Source organism: Arthrobacter sp. lap29 (assembly GCF_032458965.1).
Lineage (GTDB): Bacteria > Actinomycetota > Actinomycetes > Actinomycetales > Micrococcaceae > Specibacter > Specibacter psychrochitiniphilus.
This window is the reverse complement of sequence record NZ_JAUCEK010000005.1, coordinates 32,388-51,287: the sequence shown is the minus strand read 5'-3', so window position 1 is coordinate 51,287 and position 18,900 is coordinate 32,388. Positions and strand designations below refer to the sequence as shown.

General features: G+C 59.6%; 20 protein-coding genes. 10 read left to right on the top strand and 10 right to left on the bottom strand.

The window, feature by feature from the left end; genetic code table 11:
- Nucleotides 1–15: 15 nt before the first annotated feature.
- On the bottom strand, nucleotides 16–1,332 hold the full coding sequence (locus tag RY113_RS09800; protein WP_315914420.1) for an ISL3 family transposase: 1,317 nt from the start codon (nucleotides 1,330–1,332) through the stop codon (nucleotides 16–18).
- Nucleotides 1,333–1,774: 442 nt separating this feature from the next.
- On the opposite strand from RY113_RS09800, the gene RY113_RS09795 reads away from it, so the two are divergent.
- Complete coding sequence (locus RY113_RS09795) at nucleotides 1,775–2,230, top strand: MauE/DoxX family redox-associated membrane protein (RefSeq protein WP_315914419.1); 456 nt, start codon at nucleotides 1,775–1,777, stop codon at nucleotides 2,228–2,230.
- Nucleotides 2,231–2,418: 188 nt separating this feature from the next.
- Here RY113_RS09795 and RY113_RS09790 read toward each other — a convergent pair whose 3' ends face one another.
- A complete protein-coding gene (locus RY113_RS09790; protein ID WP_110105374.1) occupies nucleotides 2,419–2,796 on the bottom strand; it encodes a hypothetical protein in 378 nt (125 codons plus the stop codon).
- A 286-nt stretch (nucleotides 2,797–3,082) separates the two neighbouring features.
- The gene (locus tag RY113_RS09785) at nucleotides 3,083–3,505 is read right to left on the bottom strand and encodes an Hsp20/alpha crystallin family protein (RefSeq protein WP_110105375.1); all 423 of its coding nucleotides are present in this window, start codon (nucleotides 3,503–3,505) and stop codon (nucleotides 3,083–3,085) included.
- Between the two features lie 168 nt (nucleotides 3,506–3,673).
- Between RY113_RS09785 and RY113_RS09780 the strand changes: the two genes are divergently transcribed.
- Nucleotides 3,674–3,955: a MerR family transcriptional regulator gene (locus RY113_RS09780; protein ID WP_245932084.1), complete on the top strand. Its 282-nt coding sequence runs from the start codon at nucleotides 3,674–3,676 to the stop codon at nucleotides 3,953–3,955.
- Between the two features lie 788 nt (nucleotides 3,956–4,743).
- Here the strand turns inward: RY113_RS09780 and RY113_RS09775 are convergent.
- The gene (locus RY113_RS09775; protein WP_315914418.1) at nucleotides 4,744–5,181 is read right to left on the bottom strand and encodes a PLD nuclease N-terminal domain-containing protein; all 438 of its coding nucleotides are present in this window, start codon (nucleotides 5,179–5,181) and stop codon (nucleotides 4,744–4,746) included.
- Between the two features lie 82 nt (nucleotides 5,182–5,263).
- On the opposite strand from RY113_RS09775, the gene RY113_RS09770 reads away from it, so the two are divergent.
- Nucleotides 5,264–5,608: a DUF4229 domain-containing protein gene (locus tag RY113_RS09770; protein ID WP_315914417.1), complete on the top strand. Its 345-nt coding sequence runs from the start codon at nucleotides 5,264–5,266 to the stop codon at nucleotides 5,606–5,608.
- A gap of 55 nt (nucleotides 5,609–5,663) precedes the next feature.
- Here RY113_RS09770 and RY113_RS09765 read toward each other — a convergent pair whose 3' ends face one another.
- The 3 genes from RY113_RS09765 to RY113_RS09755 form a co-directional block, all read right to left on the bottom strand.
- Complete coding sequence (locus RY113_RS09765) at nucleotides 5,664–6,542, bottom strand: 1,4-dihydroxy-2-naphthoate polyprenyltransferase (protein WP_315914416.1); 879 nt, start codon at nucleotides 6,540–6,542, stop codon at nucleotides 5,664–5,666.
- A gap of 73 nt (nucleotides 6,543–6,615) precedes the next feature.
- Nucleotides 6,616–7,758 (bottom strand): AMP-binding protein, encoded by a 1,143-nt coding sequence (locus RY113_RS09760; protein ID WP_315914415.1) that lies wholly within the window; start codon nucleotides 7,756–7,758, stop codon nucleotides 6,616–6,618.
- Between the two features lie 13 nt (nucleotides 7,759–7,771).
- A complete protein-coding gene (locus RY113_RS09755) occupies nucleotides 7,772–8,716 on the bottom strand; it encodes a 1,4-dihydroxy-2-naphthoyl-CoA synthase (protein ID WP_110105644.1) in 945 nt (314 codons plus the stop codon).
- A gap of 362 nt (nucleotides 8,717–9,078) precedes the next feature.
- On the opposite strand from RY113_RS09755, the gene RY113_RS09750 reads away from it, so the two are divergent.
- The 4 genes from RY113_RS09750 (at nucleotide 9,079) to RY113_RS09735 (ending at nucleotide 12,998) form a co-directional block, all read left to right on the top strand.
- Entirely contained in the window at nucleotides 9,079–10,602 is a 1,524-nt protein-coding gene (locus tag RY113_RS09750; RefSeq protein ID WP_315914414.1) for a choice-of-anchor A family protein, read from the top strand.
- Nucleotides 10,603–10,987: 385 nt separating this feature from the next.
- Entirely contained in the window at nucleotides 10,988–11,596 is a 609-nt protein-coding gene (locus RY113_RS09745; protein ID WP_315914413.1) for a GNAT family protein, read from the top strand.
- Complete coding sequence (locus RY113_RS09740; RefSeq protein WP_315914412.1) at nucleotides 11,593–12,279, top strand: tyrosine-protein phosphatase; 687 nt, start codon at nucleotides 11,593–11,595, stop codon at nucleotides 12,277–12,279. Before RY113_RS09745 ends, RY113_RS09740 begins: the two co-directional genes overlap by 4 nt.
- A 44-nt stretch (nucleotides 12,280–12,323) precedes the next feature.
- The gene (locus RY113_RS09735) at nucleotides 12,324–12,998 is read left to right on the top strand and encodes a peptidylprolyl isomerase (RefSeq protein WP_245932086.1); all 675 of its coding nucleotides are present in this window, start codon (nucleotides 12,324–12,326) and stop codon (nucleotides 12,996–12,998) included.
- A gap of 78 nt (nucleotides 12,999–13,076) precedes the next feature.
- Here RY113_RS09735 and RY113_RS09730 read toward each other — a convergent pair whose 3' ends face one another.
- Nucleotides 13,077–13,574: a GtrA family protein gene (locus RY113_RS09730; protein WP_315914411.1), complete on the bottom strand. Its 498-nt coding sequence runs from the start codon at nucleotides 13,572–13,574 to the stop codon at nucleotides 13,077–13,079.
- Between the two features lie 367 nt (nucleotides 13,575–13,941).
- Between RY113_RS09730 and secA2 the strand changes: the two genes are divergently transcribed.
- Both secA2 and RY113_RS09720 read left to right on the top strand, forming a co-directional pair.
- Nucleotides 13,942–16,317, top strand: coding sequence for an accessory Sec system translocase SecA2 (gene secA2, locus RY113_RS09725; protein ID WP_315914410.1), 2,376 nt, complete (start codon nucleotides 13,942–13,944; stop codon nucleotides 16,315–16,317).
- Nucleotides 16,318–16,388: 71 nt separating this feature from the next.
- Nucleotides 16,389–16,955, top strand: coding sequence for a dihydrofolate reductase family protein (locus RY113_RS09720; protein ID WP_110105384.1), 567 nt, complete (start codon nucleotides 16,389–16,391; stop codon nucleotides 16,953–16,955).
- Nucleotides 16,956–16,965: 10 nt separating this feature from the next.
- Here RY113_RS09720 and RY113_RS09715 read toward each other — a convergent pair whose 3' ends face one another.
- The gene (locus RY113_RS09715; RefSeq protein WP_110105647.1) at nucleotides 16,966–17,724 is read right to left on the bottom strand and encodes a M50 family metallopeptidase; all 759 of its coding nucleotides are present in this window, start codon (nucleotides 17,722–17,724) and stop codon (nucleotides 16,966–16,968) included.
- Nucleotides 17,725–17,800: 76 nt separating this feature from the next.
- On the opposite strand from RY113_RS09715, the gene RY113_RS09710 reads away from it, so the two are divergent.
- A complete protein-coding gene (locus RY113_RS09710; RefSeq protein ID WP_146212997.1) occupies nucleotides 17,801–18,151 on the top strand; it encodes a hypothetical protein in 351 nt (116 codons plus the stop codon).
- On the opposite strand, the gene RY113_RS09705 is transcribed toward RY113_RS09710, so the two are convergent.
- Entirely contained in the window at nucleotides 18,131–18,835 is a 705-nt protein-coding gene (locus RY113_RS09705) for a hypothetical protein (protein WP_315914409.1), read from the bottom strand. The genes RY113_RS09710 and RY113_RS09705 overlap by 21 nt on opposite strands.
- Nucleotides 18,836–18,900 lie beyond the last annotated feature (65 nt).

Here is an 18,900-nt window from a genome sequence, read left to right as displayed (position 1 = left end):
TGAATTCCATTGTTGTCATGGATTGTTCACCGCTGTTCGGGCGGCGCTTCTGAGCATAATGCGTGTTGTGTAGTTGGTGGTATTGGTGAAGCCGCGGCCGGTCCTTTTGATGTGTTTGATGCTGGTGTTGTTCGCTTCTACTTTCCCTGTGGTGGCTCCGGTGACGATGAGGACTTCAATCTCTGCCCACCACCGGCAAATCGTCCGCCAGAGCCTAGTCGTCTCGGGTTGATTGGATTCCTTCACCAGCCGCTCGAGGTCTTCCTTGGCAAGCTCGGCGTCTTCCAACGAACCGGTGCGCAGCAGTGTTCGCACTTGTTCTTTCACGTCCCATGCTGCCTTGAGTTTTCCGGTTGGATCGTCGGTGGCGAAGACCTTCTCCAACCGGGACGTAGCTGCTTCCGACAGTGAATCAGCGGCTCGCAGGAGCAACATCCGGTGCGCCCAGGCCGGATCCACGGCCCGGCCACGACGCCCACGCACCTTGTGAGAAAGTTGCTGGCGTACCTCCGTCAGCGCCTGATTCGTTAGCTGAATGAGGTGGAAGTGATCAACGGAGACGGCCGTGCGGGGCAACCACATCCGCAATGCTTTCCTGAACGCTGCTGAGGGGTCGATGGCGACGACTTGTACGCCGAGTCGCCACTCTAGGGGCCGCTTGATCAGCCACTCACCGACCCCGGTGTGGTCTCGGCCGTCAACAACACCCAGGATCTGTCCGGTATCAAGGTCAACGATGGTCGTCATCCAGGGCTCGATCCGTTGCCACGCATTGGTTTCGGTGTTCTTGAAGAAGCGGACAGAACGGAAGCGGTGCTCATCAATGCCGAGCATCCGCGGCCGGAGGAGATCAACGTTGGGAAGTTTAGTTGCCGCCATGGTCAGCGCTTTTTGCACCAGCCACCACGAGACACCATGGGCAATGGCTGTCTCTGTCGCTGCCCGCCCCGAAGAGACCACCGCATCCACGAGTGCTCCATGGAGCCGGCGGGTGGATCGAGCCCGGACGGGGACCTCAAGCGTGGTCTCAAAGAAGGTCTTCCGCTCGCATAATGTCTCATCGCAAAAGTATCGGCGCTTGCGCCAGAGGACCTCGACCGGGCCAGCCACGGGAATGTTTCGCACGCGTTGCCAGCGTCTGGAATGGCGGCGAGTCCCTATGACTCCGCACCCAGGGCAGCCAGACTCGACGGTACTCTCAATATGTATTCGGCGATGTCCATGCGCGAGATTCTGGGTCTCCAAGACACGGTAGTCCTTGAGATTGAAGATCGTGGTGGCAGCATCAGGGTGCGGCAAAGTAAGCTCGTTCAAGGCTCGTAGTCCTGTCATCGATGAATGCGTCAGAACATCCATCACAACAGGGCTACGAGCCACCTACGTTCAAGGACACGAAACCAGATTTCACCACGAAACGCGGAGAGCCAGTTTAGCCGCTTCCAATCTTTCGTTGACCTTTGGGCCATCATCCAGTGAAGCGGCACACAGCAACCCGTCACCGTGCCCTCACCAGGACGCAGAAATGCCCCGAACCGATCAAGGTCCGGGGCATTTCTGTGTCCCACTCCTCGGCGGTGTCAAGCCGTCTTAGCAAAAACTGCCCTCGACTGTCTCGTAACCTAAGTGTCTCGTATCCCATAGGTTTAGAGGCACTTAGATTATGGGACACCACGCCCCTGAAGAGTATGAGCAAAGCTACTATGCTCGTGAAATCAGCTCGTGATCCTACGACGCGCACCACAAAACCACGGCATGATTCTTGGGAAGGTTCACAATGACTGATCACGGCAAGTCATTCCTGGCACGACTCGTCGCGCCGTCGGGACGCACATCCACGCCACGCACGATCGTTCGTCTAGTACTGGGTGCAATTCTTGCGTTCGCCGGCGTCAGCCATCTGACAGTAGCCCGCGAGGAATTCCAGGCGCAGGTCCCGAAGTTCGTGTCCCTTGATGCCGACCTGGTCGTCGTAGCTTCCGGCATTGTCGAGATCACCCTTGGTGCGGCGCTGATGTTGCTCGCGCGTCGGCGCGTCCCTGTGGGGTGGGTGGTGGCACTGTTCTTTATCGCCGTCTTCCCCGGGAACATCGCCCAGTGGCTGCATGCGCGCGACGGCTTTGGGCTCGACACCGACTCCAAGCGTCTGGTGCGACTCTTCTTCCAGCCAGCGCTCATCGCGGTGACCTTGTGGTCAACCGGCGCTTGGAAAGACCGGCCCCGGGTTTCCTAAACGCACTCCGTCACTGCTCAGGACGACCGAAAGTAGCCGCGGAGGCATTCTTTGGGTCTGATCAAGGTTTAGTTGACATCTAACTTGTGACTTTCGGCCGATCCCGTCATTCTTAGCACGCACCTGACCGTCCGCCCAATGGTTCTTTGCAGCGGATTAGCTGCTGAAGCCGGCCTGAGGGCGTGGCTTTAGAAGTCGTGGTCGTCGGGTCCGTAGATGAAGGCTTTTGCGTACTCGACTGCTTTTTTGAACGCCTGGTTGCGGAGGGTGATGTGCTGGGTTGTTTGGGATTCCAGATAGTCGATGCTGCCGGGGCGCAGTAGCCATATATCTCCTCCCGGTGGCAGATAGAAGGTAGCGAAGGAGCGGTTGCTTTCATCGCCAGCCCAGACTGGGACTACGGCTACTGCCGCTCCGGTGTCCACATTGATCCATTGCGCTCTTGGTAGGGGTTGTTCGTGTAATTCAGGGTCAAGAAAGGGAGCTGTGCCTTTGCCCCAACGTTGTTCAAAACGTTCGTTGAAGGCTGGTAACAAGGGAGAATCGTAACGACGCCATGCGCTCATCTAACTGCACCTCCTGGTGGCTGGTTCCCACTGCTGCAATCTTTTCGAATCCCTAACGCAACGCCTGTAGCCTCCGGATCAATATGGAGTGGGCTGTGTAGAGATGAGAAGCTTCTTTCATACCATTTCACTGCCTTAGGCCGTGAGGGAAAGCCCCCTATGCAAGGGTGATGGCTTCCTTGCGGGAATAGCTGTGAGTGGCGGTCCCCGGCCCTATGTCCGGGGACCGCCACTGTCTCTACCCTGCCGCCCCCCTCAGAACAGGAGCTGCCTGGTTTTTGGAAGGTTAGGCATTGATGGCTTCGTACTCCTTTTCGTTGGTGGTGATGGAGATTTTGCGTGGTTTGGCTCTCTCGGCAACGGGAATGCGGAGGGTCAGCACGCCACTGTCATAGCTGGCTTGGATTTGCTCCGTATCCAGATTTTCACCGAGGACCAGTTGCCGGCTAAACACCCCGCGTGGCCGTTCGGATGCCAGCATTTCCAGTTTCCCGTCCAAGGCTGGCCGTTCAGCCCTGACCGTCACGACATTGCGTTCTACATCTAGGTTGATCGAGTCCGGGCTCACCCCGGGTAGATCAAACTCAACTTCGAAGGTGTCCCCATCACGCCAAGCATCCATGGGCATGGCTGCGGGCCTGTTAGCTGTGCCCAGAACCTGCTGGGCAATCCGGTCGAGTTCCCGGAAAGGATCTGTACGCATCAACATGGTTAGTCACTCCTTGTCAGTGTCACACTATTTTTCTGTAACTACCCCGCTTCGATCTGTGTTGGCGGGTATAGAATTTTTATAACATGACTGACACGCTGATGCAAGATAACTTTTAGTAGAACCTGATGGATCATTGAGCTGAACCATTGAAAGGGAGTGACGAAAGTGGCAGAACATCCACGGGCCCGCGGGGTGTACGCTATCTCCGTCGCAGCTGAGATTGTGGGGATGGGCCAACAAAACCTGAGGCTCTATGAGCGCAAAGGGCTCCTAGAGCCGGGCCGCACCGATGGGGGAACACGAAGATACAGTGAAGATGACCTCACCCGGCTGCACCGGATAGCCGAACTGCTCGCACTAGGACTGAACCTCTCCGGAATCCGCTTGGTTCTCGCCTTGGAAACCGAGAACGCACTCCTCAAGGCCAAGTTGTCCCACCGCACCTAAAGCACGCCATCCCCGATTCGGGATGGGCGCGCAATTCAGAAAAGATTAGTAGCCTTGAGTCCGCAGTTTCGGTGACTAAACCCTGCAGTTCTGACTCAGCAAAGGAGCCAGTGCCAGGCACAAAGATGGTCCTGAACCATCCCCAACATATGACCTGACTCAGACGGACAAAAATTAGACTTGACGAGACTTCAAAGAGTGGTTATATTTTTTCTCGTAAGAAAAAGAGAACGGAAGTTCCCCCGTTCAAAGTAGTTGTATTTGGTTGTCGAGGGGGAAGCACCGTTGCAGTAAGTGGTCCTCGACAGCTTGAGAAGACCACAGCAAGAGCAGTATCAGTAATACCGGGCCGTCAAGCAGGAGGAGACGGATATAGCAATACAAGATATAGCAAGACAAGTAGTGCCAGTAATACCAGCAGTAAGTGGTCCTCGACAGCTTGAGAAGACCATGGCAGTGCCATCATTAGGTGGTTGTTGACAGCTTGAGACAACCACAGCAGTACCAGTAATACCGGGCCGTCAAGCAGGAGGAGACGGATGTAGCAAGACAAGTAGTGCCAGTAATACCAGCAGTAAGTGGTCCTCGACAGCTTGAGAAGACCACAGTAATTAACCCTATGGGGCGGGCAAAAGATGCATGCGTGTGCATCTCTTGCCCGCCCCTCTTCATTGTGACTCTGAAGTGCTTTCTACCCTGGCGGGAATTCACGCGCTGTGAACCGGAGCTGGCCTTACCGCGAGGCACCCTCCGGAGAACGTTTTCTTCACACAGGAAGTGCGGGGAAGCTACTTCTTCGTTTCGTCGTTGGGGTGCTCTTCGCGGAGCTTGGCCTCACGGGCCTCCAACTCTGCCTTGAGCTTGCGAAGCCTCTCTGCCTCAAGCATCTGGGCCCTGTTCACCGCAAGGTTGCGCAGGAACTCGGGATCGTCGTCGGGCGCGGAGGAACGCGGGTGGCCGCCGGAAGAGGCCGGGCTGCGTTGGCCGCTCGAGGACGGTCCAAACTTGGTGGCGGCACCCGAAGAAGCACCCGAAGACGCAGAGGCGTATTGTGGGCGGCCGAACAGGAACCACAGCCCCACACCAATGACGTTCAAGAAGATGATCACCAGTACCCATGCAGGCTTGGGGATGCTGCGTACGTCACTGGGTTCACTGCGAAGGCAGTCAATGAGTCCGTACACAAACAGGACAACACCTAAAGTCAATGGAATGATATAGCGCATACTTCATTCTAGCGTTGTGCGAAAAATCGGGCTCGGCAGTGACGTAGGGCAGATGCCCAGCTTCAGCGGCTAAACTGAGAACGTGGCTTTCATCAAATACTCCCTGATCCGCGGCGTGCTCTTCTTGGCATTCTTCCTCATCGCCTACATGGCACTGAACTTCACCCCGCTCACCGCAGCCCTCATTGCGGCCCTGTGTGCGTTTGTGGTCAGCTTCTTCTTCCTGCGCAAGCAGCGTGACGGGGCCACCGCTATGGTTGCCAAAACCTTCGCCCCCAACGCCACCACCAGCCAGTCGGCCGGTGCCATGGCGGACGCCGACGCCGAGGATGCACTCATCGACGAAAACCCGGACATCTGGATTGACGCCGACCGCAAATCAGGCACAGCCACCTTGGACAAGCCCGCAGGCGCCGAACCCGCCTGAGCTGCTCGCGCAACGGTCCGCCCGGCTCAGCAGTTACGGAGCAGGGGCCGAGCAATTACAGCGCGGTCAGCACCATAGCCGCGGCGAACAGCACGCTGAATCCAAGATTGATCAGCCCAGTCTGCTGTAAGACAGGAATAAGGCTCTTGCGCTTCTTGCCCTTGAGCATCAACCAACTGGGCATCAGCATGAACGGCAGCAGTAGCAACACCAGCAAAATCCACGGCTTGGCTGGCACCAGAATCATCATGAGCACCAGCGGCAACACCAGCATCACCACATAGCTGAGCCGCGCGTTCTTATCGCCCAGCCGCACCGCCAGAGTCCGCTTGCCCACCTCCGTGTCAGTGGGAATGTCACGGACATTGTTGGCCATCAAAAGTGCGACGGCGATCAGTCCAGTGCCGATTGAGCCCAACACTGCCGCCGTACTCACCTGCCCGGCCTGGGTGAAGGTGGTACCCAACGTTGCCACAGGGCCGAAGAAAATGAACACAAAAACATCTCCCAACCCCATATAGCCGTAGGGGTTCTTGCCGCCGGTGTACCCCCACGCAGCCAGAACCGCGCCGGCGCCCACCAACAACAGCCACCACGCTTGGGACAACAACACCAGGGCCAACCCGGCAACCATGGCCAGTCCCAGCGCCGCAAACGCCGCCATCTTCACATGCGAGGCCTTCGCAACCCCACTGCCCACCAGGCGCAACGGACCTACCCGGACCTCGTCCGTGCCGCGGATGCCATCGGAATAATCATTGGCGTAGTTCACCCCGATCTGCAGCAACAACGCCACCAGGGCGGCCAAGACGGCGCGCCCCCAGTGCAGAGCACCCAAATCGTAGGCTGCGCCAGTACCGATGATTACGGGGGCAATTGCCATGGGAAGGGTCCTCAGCCGGGCCCCGGCAATCCATTGACCCACAGTGGCCACAGCGTTACTCCTTATATAGATAAAAAAGTCAGCGGGCCAGAGAGCCCTACGTTAATTCTGCCTCTTTCCGCGCTCAGGCGGAGCGGGAGGCTTCGGTCAGTGCCGCCAAAATGGCGCGTCTGTCAGGTTTTCCCGTGGCTAGCAAGGGCAGTTCGGAGACTAACACCACAGTCTTGGGCACTAAATGTGGCTCCAAAACAGCTGCCGCACCCTGTAATAGTTCAGACTCGGAGCAGGAGGCAACCACCATGGCGGCTACCTGCTGTCCCCATTCAAGGGAATCTACGGGCACCACAAACGCTTCGCGCACGCCCTGCACCCGGTGCAGCCCATTGGTGACAGCAGCCGCGGAAACCTTCAGCCCACCGGTGATGATGACATCGTCAACACGGCCCAGAACACGCAGCCGTCCCTGGTCATCCAACTCGCCCAGGTCTCCGCTTGCATACCAACGCACCATCTCGCCGTGGTGCTCTTCCTCGAAGAAGGATGCTTCGGTGAGGGCCGAATTTCCCAGGTATCCGGAAGCCACCACGTCCCCGCCAAGCAGCACCCGGCCATCGCGGATGGTGAGGTGCACGCCGTCGAGCGGGACGCCGTCGTATACGGCCCCGCCGCAGGTCTCAGACATGCCGTAGGTGGTCACAACCTTCAGCCCGGCACCGCGTGCGGCCTCAAGCAGCACCGGGTTGATAGGCCCGCCGCCGAGCAGGATCGCGTTGAAACGGCGCAACACGGTCAGCGTTTCGGCGCTGGGATTTTTCAACAGGCGGCTGAGCTGCGTGGGCACCAGCGAGGTGAAACGCATCTTGTCCGTCAGTTCTAAGGCGGCTTCCGTGAACGCCTCAGGTGTGAATCCGCCGCTCAAATCCATGGCCCAAGGGCGGGTTCCGGCGAACAGGCTGCGCACCAAAACCTGCAGCCCGGCCACATAATTCATGGGCAACGCCAAGAGCCACTGCCCCTCACCCGAGAGCGCCATCGCCGTTCCCACGCTTGAGGCGGCCAGCGCATCCACACTGAGCAGGGTGCGCTTGGGGGTGCCGGTGCTCCCGGAGGTCAGTACGACGGCGGCAATCTCGGTATCGCTGCCGGCGGGCAGTCCCAGCTCGGCTTGCGGGATGAGTATGAAGCTGCCATCGGGGGAAATCTGGACCGCGGGGCCCTCGCCAGCGAGTGCGTCTGAGAGTGCTTTGAGCAGGGGTTCAATGTTCATCAGGAGGTGTTTCCTAGAAGTAGTAGGGGAAGGAAGACCAGTCGGGATCGCGCTTTTCCAAGAACGCTTCCTTGCCCTCCACTGCCTCGTCCGTCATATAGGCCAGGCGGGTGGCTTCCCCAGCGAAGACCTGCTGGCCGGCCAGGCCGTCGTCGGCCAGATTGAAGGCGAATTTGAGCATGCGGATGGCTTGCGGGGACTGACGGGCAATATCAGCCGCGTATTCCAACGCCACGTTTTCCAAGTCTTGATGGGCCACGGCTTCATTGACGGCGCCCATGGACACCATGTCCTCGGCGGAGTACTCGCGGGCCATGAAGAAGATCTCGCGGGCCTTCTTTTGCCCGATCTGGCGGGCCAGCAGGGCGGAGCCGTAACCGGCGTCGAAGGAGCCCACGGTGGCGTCCGTCTGCTTGAACTTGCCGTGCTCGCGGGAGGCGATGGTCAAATCCGAGACCACGTGGAGGGAGTGCCCGCCACCAGCCGCCCAGCCATTGACCACGGCAATGACCACCTTGGGCATGGTGCGCATGAGCCGCTGCACTTCAAGGATGTGCAGGCGCCCGGCGCGGGCGGGGTCAATGGTCTCCTTGGTTTCACCCTCTGCGTACTTGTAGCCGTCGCGGCCGCGGATGCGCTGATCGCCGCCGGAGCAGAAGGAGTGGCCGCCGTCCTTGGGGGAGGGGCCGTTGCCGGTCAGCAGCACGGTGGCCACGTCAGGGGTCATGCGGGCGTGGTCCATGGCCCGGTACAGCTCATCGACTGTGGCCGGGCGGAATGCATTGCGCACCTCTGGCCGGTCAAAGGCGATGCGGACTGTGGGAAGGTCACGGACAATGGCGCCATCGGAGTCCCTTTCCACTTGCCGGTGGTAGGTCATATCAGTGAAGTCGAAGCCTTCCACCACGCGCCACCGGGTGGGATCGAAGATGTCAGATACCTGGGGAGGAAGATTCATTGCATTCACGCTAACGATCTTAGCTGGGAGGGGTGCGTGATGGGGCGCGTCACAATGTGACGGAATGTGTCGATAAGTAAAGTTGATGGATTTTCAAAAAAGCTGTCAGCGGGTGACGTGCGCGCTACTGGCCAAATAGCTAGTTTAGCGAATGTTGCTTGCCCGAATGGTCAGGGTGGGCCATTATCAATCAATATCGAACAAGTTCAACCCTCCCTGCTTGACGTTGTTTCAGCCCGAACGCTCAGCGATCTGCGGGAGAAGATGGACTGAGGTGCGCTTCATGGTCCTTTTGGATAGTTTCAAATATGTTACCCACGAGTACGGGGTGTCATGGTTGCAAACAATTGGGGTTGAGAATTTTGAAAAAAAGTAGTTCGAGTTCCGTCAGGGGCTCAGCCATTCTGGCCGCGTCCGCATTGGCGGCAGCGTTGACTGTGGGCGGATTCTTGGCAGTGATTCCCACGGCAAATGCTGACGGCGGGTTTGCCTGCCCGGAGAACATGCCCGGGCTGGGCAACGGTGCGGTGGAAGGGTTTGACAACAACACCAATATTTTTGTTGGCGGCAACTTCACGGTGTCTGAGAAGGCAGCTGAAGCTGAAGGGCTCGTTGTGGTCATGGGAGATGCCTCTTTTAATAAGGCTGATGCGAGCCGGTACAACATTGGGGTTGTTGGAGTTGGCTCGCAGATTAGACCTACACCCGGCGCGGATATGCTGCTGGTGGGCGGGGATGCAAGCAGCAACGGGACCACCCTTGACGTTGGATTCGGCACGGACCAAGGCGGGGCCGTACGTATTGCGGGTGCCAACAAAGTCCCGGCCGGGAAACTGGTCACAAATGGTGGCGAGTTGTCCGTTCCGGATGCCTCCGCAGTTTCTAGCCACACGGATTTCAGTGCTTTATTGAAAGAGCGCTCAGAGGCGTTCTCCGCCCTGCCTGACACCGGCACGGCCGCACTGGATGCTTGGTCCGCTGTGTTGACGGGCGATGGCGTCTCATCCCCTCAAGTCTTTACTGTGGATGGCAGCAAGCTGGGCACCGCCGCAATCAACCTCTCTCTGCAGTTCAAGGACATCCCTGCCAACACACGTGTTGTTGTCAACGTGACGGGCGTACCTACCGCTGGACTCTTCTTCAATGCCTTGTTGGATGATGCTGGCTCTGTCATGAGCACTAACGCCACAGCGCCGGAGGAGTCTCCGTTTGGTGCCATTGCGGCGCGGCTGGTGTGGAACTTCGAGGGGGCGGCCAATGTGAGTGTTGGCGGTTCGGCACAAATTCCGGGCAGCATCTTGGTGCCCTCCTCAGGAGGGACTACTGAGGTCTCTGCGTCCGGAACGAACGGCCGAATCTTCGTAGCGGGGAACTTGAATCACCGTGGAGTTGGATCTGAGATGCACGCTTTCCCGTTGCTCGGAGACGATGACTTCGGCTGCCAAGTAGACGTGCGCCCGACCCCGTCTCCGGCTACTACGCCTGCGACGACGCCGGCTACTACGCCTGCGACGACGCCGGCTACTACGCCTGCGACGACGCCGGCTACTACGCCTGCGACGACGCCGGCTACTACGCCTGCGACGACGCCGGCTACGACGCCTGCGACGACGCCGGCTACGACGCCTGCGACGACGCCGGCTACGACGCCTGCGACGACCCCGGCTACGACGCCTGCTAGTACACCCGCGACGACCCCGGCTACGACGCCTGCTAGTACACCCGCGACGACCCCGGCTACGACGCCTGCGACGACTCCGGCTGGCGAGGATGATCTGGCTCATACGGGTCTGAGTTCCACGAGCTCGGTCATATTCATCGGTGCCGCATTGATGCTGCTTGCGCTGGGCGCGTTCTCAGTACTCTCGGTCCGCCGTCGTCACTAGTTTCATAGGGCTCGGCATCTAAGAGTTGTAGAACAAAGGCCGGGCAGCGGTTACACCGCTGTCCGGCCTTTGTTGTATCTAGCTTTCAGCCGATGCAGAATTCATTGCCCTCGGGATTGGCCATGGTGAACTAGGATTGCGGCCTTTGGTAGGCCTTCCCCCAAAATGCGCTGACCCAACGCCCACACATGAACGCCTCATCGGAGGGTTCCACCTCTGCCAGCTCATGGTTTCAGACCACCAAGCGGCCAGCGTGTGCGGATTCGCCGTGCCGCGAAAAAATATGCGCTGCGCTGGGCTGGGTGGCGCATCAACCAATATGCGCATGGTTCATCAGTGTGAGGTACGCATAAGTTCAGGGCACGGCATCGGCTAGGGTTTTCCCATGACCGAGATTGCCCCAGTTACCCTCCGGGGTAAGTACGTAACGCTTGAGCCGCTGAGTCTGGAACATCATGAGGGTTTGGTGGCTGCTGCCTCAGACGGGGAGTTGTGGAACCTTTGGTACACCTCCGTTCCGAGGCCAGAGGCAATGAGCCAGGAGATTCAGCGGCGTCTTGCCCTCCAAGAGGTCGGCTCCATGCTGCCGTTCACCATAAGACTCAACGATCCGGAGACGGGAGAGCCTGGGCAGGTCATCGGCATGACTACCTACATGAACATTGACGCAGGCGTGCCTCGCTTGGAGATTGGCTCCACGTGGAATGCCGCGAGCGTGCAAGGTAGCGGCACCAACCCAGACGCCAAGCGGCTGCTTCTAGGGCACGCCTTTGAAAGTCTGGGCTGTGTGGCCGTTGAATTCCGCACGCACTGGATGAACATGCAATCACGCGAAGCCATTGCCCGGCTCGGCGCCAAACAGGACGGCGTGCTGCGCGCGCACATCCGCATGGCTGATGGCTCGTTGCGGGACACAGCGGTCTTCTCCATTCTGGCTGCCGAATGGCCGCAAGTGCGCAACGGCCTTGACTACCGATTGGCCAAAAAGCGGTGACTGGGCCGCAGTGGGAGGGGGCCGTCAATGCGCATCTGCTTGCAGGCGATATTTACCGGATGGGACGCAGCGAGTGGCTCACCGAACGTGGCTGGAGAGAACTGTACAGTGACGGCGTCCGTACCGTCATTGACCTGCGCAACTCTGGCGAGCGTAAGCACAGGCCCAGCGACCCGGTGGTGAGTGAGGCCGCCAAGGCGGGGTTCAACGTGGTCCATTCACCCACGGAGGACCCTGAGCATCCACGTTATCGGGACCACTTCCATCCTTATATGAACCACCCACGGCTCTATGCAGACATGCTGGAGATGTTTCCGGAACGGGTGGCGGCCGTGTTCAAGGAATTAGCTGCGGCAAAGGGCAAGGTGGTGATTCATTGCTCGGCCGGGCGGGATAGGACCGGGCTCATTGCCACGTTGCTATTGATGTTATTGGGGCAGGCGGAGTTGGCGGTTGCGGAGGACGAACGGGCCACACGGGGTATTAATGAGTGGCATTTGGTGGCCCCCGTGAAACATCCCTATGAACGGCATCTGGAGGCGGGAGAGCTCTCCGCGGTGGTGCAGGGGCGCGGGCAGGCTGTGGAGAATTTTGTTGAGGGAGTGAATGTTCGGGCGTTCCTTCTGGCCAATGGTGTCACTGCGGTGGAGATTGAGGCTGTGATTGCCCGCAGCCGCCGGTAGCGCTCTGGCGGGGGAGGGCCTGGATGTCTCCTAGACTGATCCGCATGCACAATCCCACATTGAAGAAGACTGCCAGTGCCAATTCTAAAAAGATGGTGGCGCTGATTGCCGCACTGGTGGTGGTGATAGTGGGCATTGTTTGGGCGGTGCTGGTGCTGATACCTGAAACGGATTCCAGTGGAGATCCAGACGCGGTGGCAGCCCCTGATGCTAGCAAGGCGCAGAGCCGTGAATGGACTGGAACCATGGAGTTCAACGGTGAAACCATGGATGTGACACTCTTTGGCGATAAGGCGCCGGCCGCGGTGGCCTCATTTCTTCACTTGGCCGAGACGGACTTCTTTTCCGGTACCACCTGCCACCGACTGACCACGGGCGGCTTCGATATTTTGCAGTGCGGTGACCCCACCGCCACAGGCGCCGGTGGGCCTGGCTACGAGTTTGGCCCCATTGAAAACGCGCCCTCGGACAATGTGTATCAACGCGGCACCCTCGCCATGGCGCGAACCAGCTCACCGAACAGTCACGGTAGTCAGTTCTTCATTGTCTACGGGGACACCAGCATTGGCCGGGACGCCGCCGGGGGATACACGGTATTTGGTGAAGTGAACGGCGGCTTAGATGCTGTGGAAAAAGTAGCTGACCAAGGAACATCAAATGGTCAGCAAGACGGGCCGCCCGCAGCCCCCGCCGTGTTGGGGACCATGCGTTTCGAGTAGGAGGGGCTGGCAGGCTCGGTGCTCAGTGTCTGGTGGTGCTAGCGGCCCAGTGCCAGGTTTCAGATAGCGCTGGTGGTGTCAGCGCTGACCTGCCCCGACCAGAGCCGGGCCTGATCCGCTCGGGACGGGTTGGAGCTTCTCGCCGAGCTCTTCGTTGAACACGAAGTACCTGTAGGCCAGGAAGCGGAAAATGGTGGCCAGAACCAGGCCCACCACGCCGCCGGCAATGAAGTCTGCCGTGAAGGTGGTGTATCCCAGAACATAGCGGGAGATGACCTGGCAGGCCAGCGCAATGCCAAGGCCTAGCCCGTTCATCAGCAGAAATAGTGCAAATTCTTTCCATACCCGCTCGGAACGGCGGTGGCGGAAAGTCCAGTACCGGCTGGCGAACCAGGCGAACAAGGTGGCGATGATGGTAGAGACCACGCGGGCCTTGATGGTGCCATCTGACATGGGGCCGTGCCACAGTAACGTGTAGATCCCGTTGTCTATAAACCAGCCCAGACCGCCCACAGCGCCAAACTTAAGCACCTCGCGCCACAGCAGGGCAATGAGGTTGGACATTTTCTTAATCAAGCGAGGTCCTTCCGGCGATTCGGGAGTTCCGGCGCCGCCCTCGCCGCCAGTGTTATGCATCACAATTTAGCATTGAGACCGCAAAAAGTCGCCCCCGCAGCCCAACTGAGTGGCAAATGATCCTTTTGTGACGCAGCGCACTAACGGTAGGGCGCTGTGCGTGGGCGTGTCTGAGGTCATGGGGAGAGGCGGGAGCCAGAAACAGAGGAGTAGGCTGTGGCTGCCTTCGCAAAAGTACTGAGCGCAACCGGGCAAACGCCGCGGCACTGAACTTTCGCTGTTGCCGGAACCGCCGGTGAAACTACAGCCGAGGAGGGTACGTTGGTAGGAGCACCGGCTGGACCGGTTCCCAGAGACTCGAGGTATTTTGCGCCTGCCTAACAAGTTCAAGAACTGGCTCTTCAACGCCCCAGGGGTTGTAGACACCAGCGGCCTCGGTGGCGTTGTCAGCAAAGCCGTCCAACGTGCTGCTAGCCGTGGCGCCGCGCCCGAGCAGATCGAGGCGCTGCTGCAGAAGCTTCGTTCCACCGCCCCCTCTGGGAGCAGTTCCGCCGCCTCCTCTGGGAGCAGTCCCGCGGCCTCATGGAGCAATCAGGAACTCGAAGACTATTTATTTGCTGCCTCCGTGACAGCAACCCGGACCCTAGGCATGACACCCTTTGACACCCAGCTGCTGGCCGCCGCCAACATGCTGCGCGGCACCGTGGTGGAGATGGACACCGGCGAAGGAAAAACCTTAGTGGGCGCACTGGTGGCTGGAGCCCATGCCCTGTGCGGGCGCCGCGTTCATGTTCTGACCGTCAACGACTACCTTGCCCGGCGAGACGCCGCGTGGATGGGCCCGTTCTTTGCGCGTCTGGGTGTCACGGCGGCCGCGGTGACCGAGGACATGGAGTCGGAGGACCGCCGCCGCGCCCATGCATCCGACATTGTCTATGTCTCCGTCAATGAGCTTGGCTTCGATGTGCTGCGGGACCGCACGTGCACCGAACCGGAACAAATCATGGTGGCGCCCTTCGAGGTGTGCATTGTGGATGAAATTGATTCGGTCCTGGTGGATGAGGCGACGGTTCCGCTGGTCCTGGCCGGCCGGGCACGCAGTGAATTGCAGTCAGTTGACGTGGCGGACTTCGTCAAAACGCTTCACGCAGGCCGCGACTACACCATTGAATCCGACAAGCGGAACGTGTCCCTGACCGACGCCGGGCTAGCCAAAGTCGAGGTGAGGTGGCCCGGCGTCGAACTTTATTCCAGTGAAGGCACGCCGCTGTTTTCCTCCATCAACACCGCTCTGCACGCAGAGGTTTTGCTGCAGCGCGACGTTGACTACATTGTCCGTGATGGCAAAGCCCAGATTGTCTCCGATTCTCGCGGCCGGGTTGCAGCGTTGCAGCGTTGGCCGGACGGTTTGCAGGCCGCCGTGGAAACGAAGGAGGGCCTGAACGCGACGGAGCAGGGCGAGGTACTGGACCAACTGCTGGTGCGGGACCTCATTAAGTCGTTCAAGTCCGTGACGGGTATGAGCGGCACGGCCGTGGCGGTTTCGGAGTACCTGCGCACGCACTATGAGCTGGATGCTGGCCGGATCGAATCCCACAAGTCGTGCATCCGCCAGGACCTGCCTGAGAAGATTTATGCCACCGCCGGGCAGCGCGATGCCGCCGTCATTCAGGCGGTCCAGGACGCCCATGCCACGGGCCAGCCCGTTCTGGTGGGCACCCACAACGTGGCCACTTCGGAGCGGTTTGCCACACTTTTTCAGGCCGCCGGCATTGACTGTCAGGTCCTGAATGCTCGCAATGACAGCGTGGAGGCGCAGGTGATCGCCCAGGCCGGGCGGCGTGGCACCGTCACGGTCTCGACCCAGATGGCCGGTCGCGGCACGGACATTCTGCTCGGTGGATCGCCGGCGGACCCGGCGGCGCACAAGGAGGTCGCGGCGCTGGGCGGCCTGTTGGTGGTCATCGTGGGCCGGTTCTACTCGCCGCGGTTGGACTCCCAGCTGCGGGGCCGGGCCGGGCGGCAGGGTGATCCCGGCGCCAGTATTATCTTCTCCAGCATGGAGGATCCCGCCGCCAATGGTGAGGAGGCGCACGGTCTAGAACTCACGGATGCTGTTGCCCAGGACTTGGACGACGCCGGACTGGTCACCAAGGCGGGCGTGTCCACGTTGTTGGACCGGGCGCAGCGGCTCGCGGAACAGGAACGCTTCACCACGCAGCAAAACTCGTGGAAGTACAACGAGTTGATCGCCTACCAGCGCAGGGTGGTGCTGGCCCAACGGGACCGTTTCCTGCGCACCCCGGGAGCGGCACTGGATGCGTTGGATGCCATTGCCGAAGGCCCCCGGCTGGATGAACTCCTCAAAGCCGTGGGGGAGGAGGAGCTGGCCCGCGTGTGCAAGGCCGTAATGCTCTTTGTGCTGGACGGGATGTGGAGCGATCACTTGGCCCAGTTGTCTGAGCAGCGGGCCGCGATCCACTTGCGGGCGCTGGGGCGGCAGAACCCGTTGGATGAATTCCGGCGCGAAACCATCAGAGTCTTTGAGGGCTTCCTCGACGACGCCCGAGCAGAAGCCCTCACCACTGTTGAAGAGCTGGACGTGGTGGACGGGCACGTGGACTTAGACGCGGCCGGAGTGCGCAGCGGCTCCACCACCTGGACGTATGTGGTGGATGAGAACCCCTTCGGCAACCCGGGAGACCAAGCCATTAAGTGGTTGTTGAAAAAGTTGGGAAAATAGCTTCCATCCAACGCCGTGACCCGTGAATACTTGAGAAAAACACAGTCACGTTCCGGCAGGAGACCCGCGCCATGGCCAAGCTCATTTACGCCACATTAACGTCACTGGACGGCTACCTCGAGGACCGCGAAGGCAGTTTCACGTGGGCCATGCCAGATGAGGAGGTCCATGGCTATGTCAATGAGTTAGAACGAGGCATTGGCACCTACCTTTACGGGCGCCGCCTCTACGAAACCATGAAGGTGTGGGAGCAGATCTACCACCAGCCGGAACAAAATTCCGTGATGCAAGAATACGCCGAAATCTGGCACGGAACGGACAAAGTTGTTTTCTCCGCAACGCTTGAAAGCGTGAATACGGAACGGACCCGCCTGGAGCGCACCTTTGATCCGGAGGCCATCCGCACGCTCAAGGCCGGCTCGTCCATGGACATCTCCGTAGGCGGAGCTAACCTTGCCGCCCACGCATTGCGGGCGGGGCTGGTTGATGAGATCCACATGTTCCTCTCACCCATTGTTGTTGGAGGGGGCAAAGCCATGCTGCCGCCTAATTACGCAACCCGGCTGGAACTGCTGGGCCAGCGCGCCTTTGGCAACGGCGTCGTGCATCTCCACTACACAGTCTCCAGTGCCGGGTGACTGCGCGCGGCTAGCGGGCCAGCATTCCCCACACCAGCCATGCCGAGACCGCGGCGGACCCTGCAATCACCGCCGCAAATCCACTGAGCCAAATGAACGACGGCGCGCCTGTCGCCTGAGCCAGAAGGTAGGCATCGGAGCTGGCAAGCTGAGTGCGGCGGCGCGTATGGACGGCTGCCACCTTAAAGAAGTCGCGCACGGAGCCCACGCCCAGGGCTATTCCCAGTACCAAAACAGCCCAGCTGACAGTCCGCGCATCCGCGAACATGACAAGGGTTTGGGCTATGCCAGCACTCAGTAACGCCACTACAATCCCCGTGAAATTGCGCAAAAACAACAACGCCACCAACAGGATCAGGGCGCCGATGGAGGCTGCAGCACCGGCCCAGCCAGCAGAAACAGACCAAACCAGTGCCAGCCCAACTACTGCCGGGGCCGGATAACCCCAGAAACCTGACCAGGTGGCACTGAAACCGCGCCGTCCGCTGCTCACCAGCTGGCCGGAATGGTCCAGTCCAATCTTGAGCCCGTGAACCACGCGCCCCGTCATGAGTGCTGCAAAGGCGTGGCCAAGCTCGTGCACAAACGTCACATAGAGCCCAAACCAGCGCCACGTTACCCGCGGGATACTCACAATGACGGCAACGGCCACAATGCCGAGCAGGATTCCGGCAGGGACACTTAAAGGATCCGTGCGGGTGAAGCCTGCCAGTACCGCGTTCCACCAAGTGGACGCGGCATTTGTGATCTGTTGCGCTGCGTTGTTCATTCCTGAAGAGTAGAGCATCCAGTGCGGTCTCTTGGCACCCAGACCTCCTGCGGTGGTGCTCTGGCGAGGTGCGTCTTTGCCCCCTGAACAGGACTACGGGGATAAGCTGGCAGGCGTGAGTCACATCCCGAAAGCAACGCGCCGTTTTGAAATGACCCTCAGCAAGCCGAAGCTGGGCTGGTATCCCAGGCCCACGGTGGTGGTCAGTGGAGACGCTCAACCCGCCCAGTGGGGTACCCGGAATTGGAAAGTCCCTGAGGCACAGGAGCTCACAGTCACAGTGTTCTTATTCAACCGGTTGTGGAAGTACGGAGAAGCGAGCTTTGTTCTGCGCCCTGGAGCTGACGGACCCTTTTACTACCGGGCACCGTGGTTGCCGTTCGGCCAGGGGCGGATCAACAACGCATCAGCTGCTCTTAGGAATTGAGCCCCAACGGCCCCAGCCGTACAACGCCAGGAGTCCTTGCGCCAAGAACAGGAAGATCAGCACCGAACCACCGGCGGAGAGCGTTGTGCCCACAATTCCGGTCAGCGAGGCCGCCGCAATCAAGAACCAGCCCCATCGGGACCGCTGTGCCAGGCCCAGCAGTCCCGCTGGCAGCAAACCAAACAAGAATCCGTTCAACGCCAGGACGCCCAGCACTCCAACGGGTGGCGTGCTGGCTGAAAATCTGAGGAAAATACTCAAGGTGGCTAGCAGCGATACGCCCGTATAGAGGATCGCCACGAGTAGCGGGAACAACAGATCCGAGGTTGCAAAGCGCCGCAACGTGAAGTCTCGGATCATTGAGTTAGCCGGCGGAAATTTTTGGAACATGAGGAGGCCGTAAACTCCCACACCCGCAGTCAACACCAGGGTAATAACAAGGCTGATCAAAGTCAGAGCCAGTACCACTGTAGAACCACCTGCGGAGCTCACATTGTTGATCAAAGCTGCTGCGCTTGCGCAGATGAAACCTGCCGCAACCAGCCACCAACCCAGCTGGTTCCGCCGGCCCAGAAGCGCCAAAGCAGCACACATCACGGCCACGCTCAGCACGTTCAAGGACACCACTATCACGCTGAGGGTTCCGGACGTACGGCCAAAAAGCAGATCGCTCATTCCATCCATGCCTCCACTCTAAAGGGGGCACTGAACTTTGCTTACTTCTGGCAAATAGCGGGGTGATTCGTGCC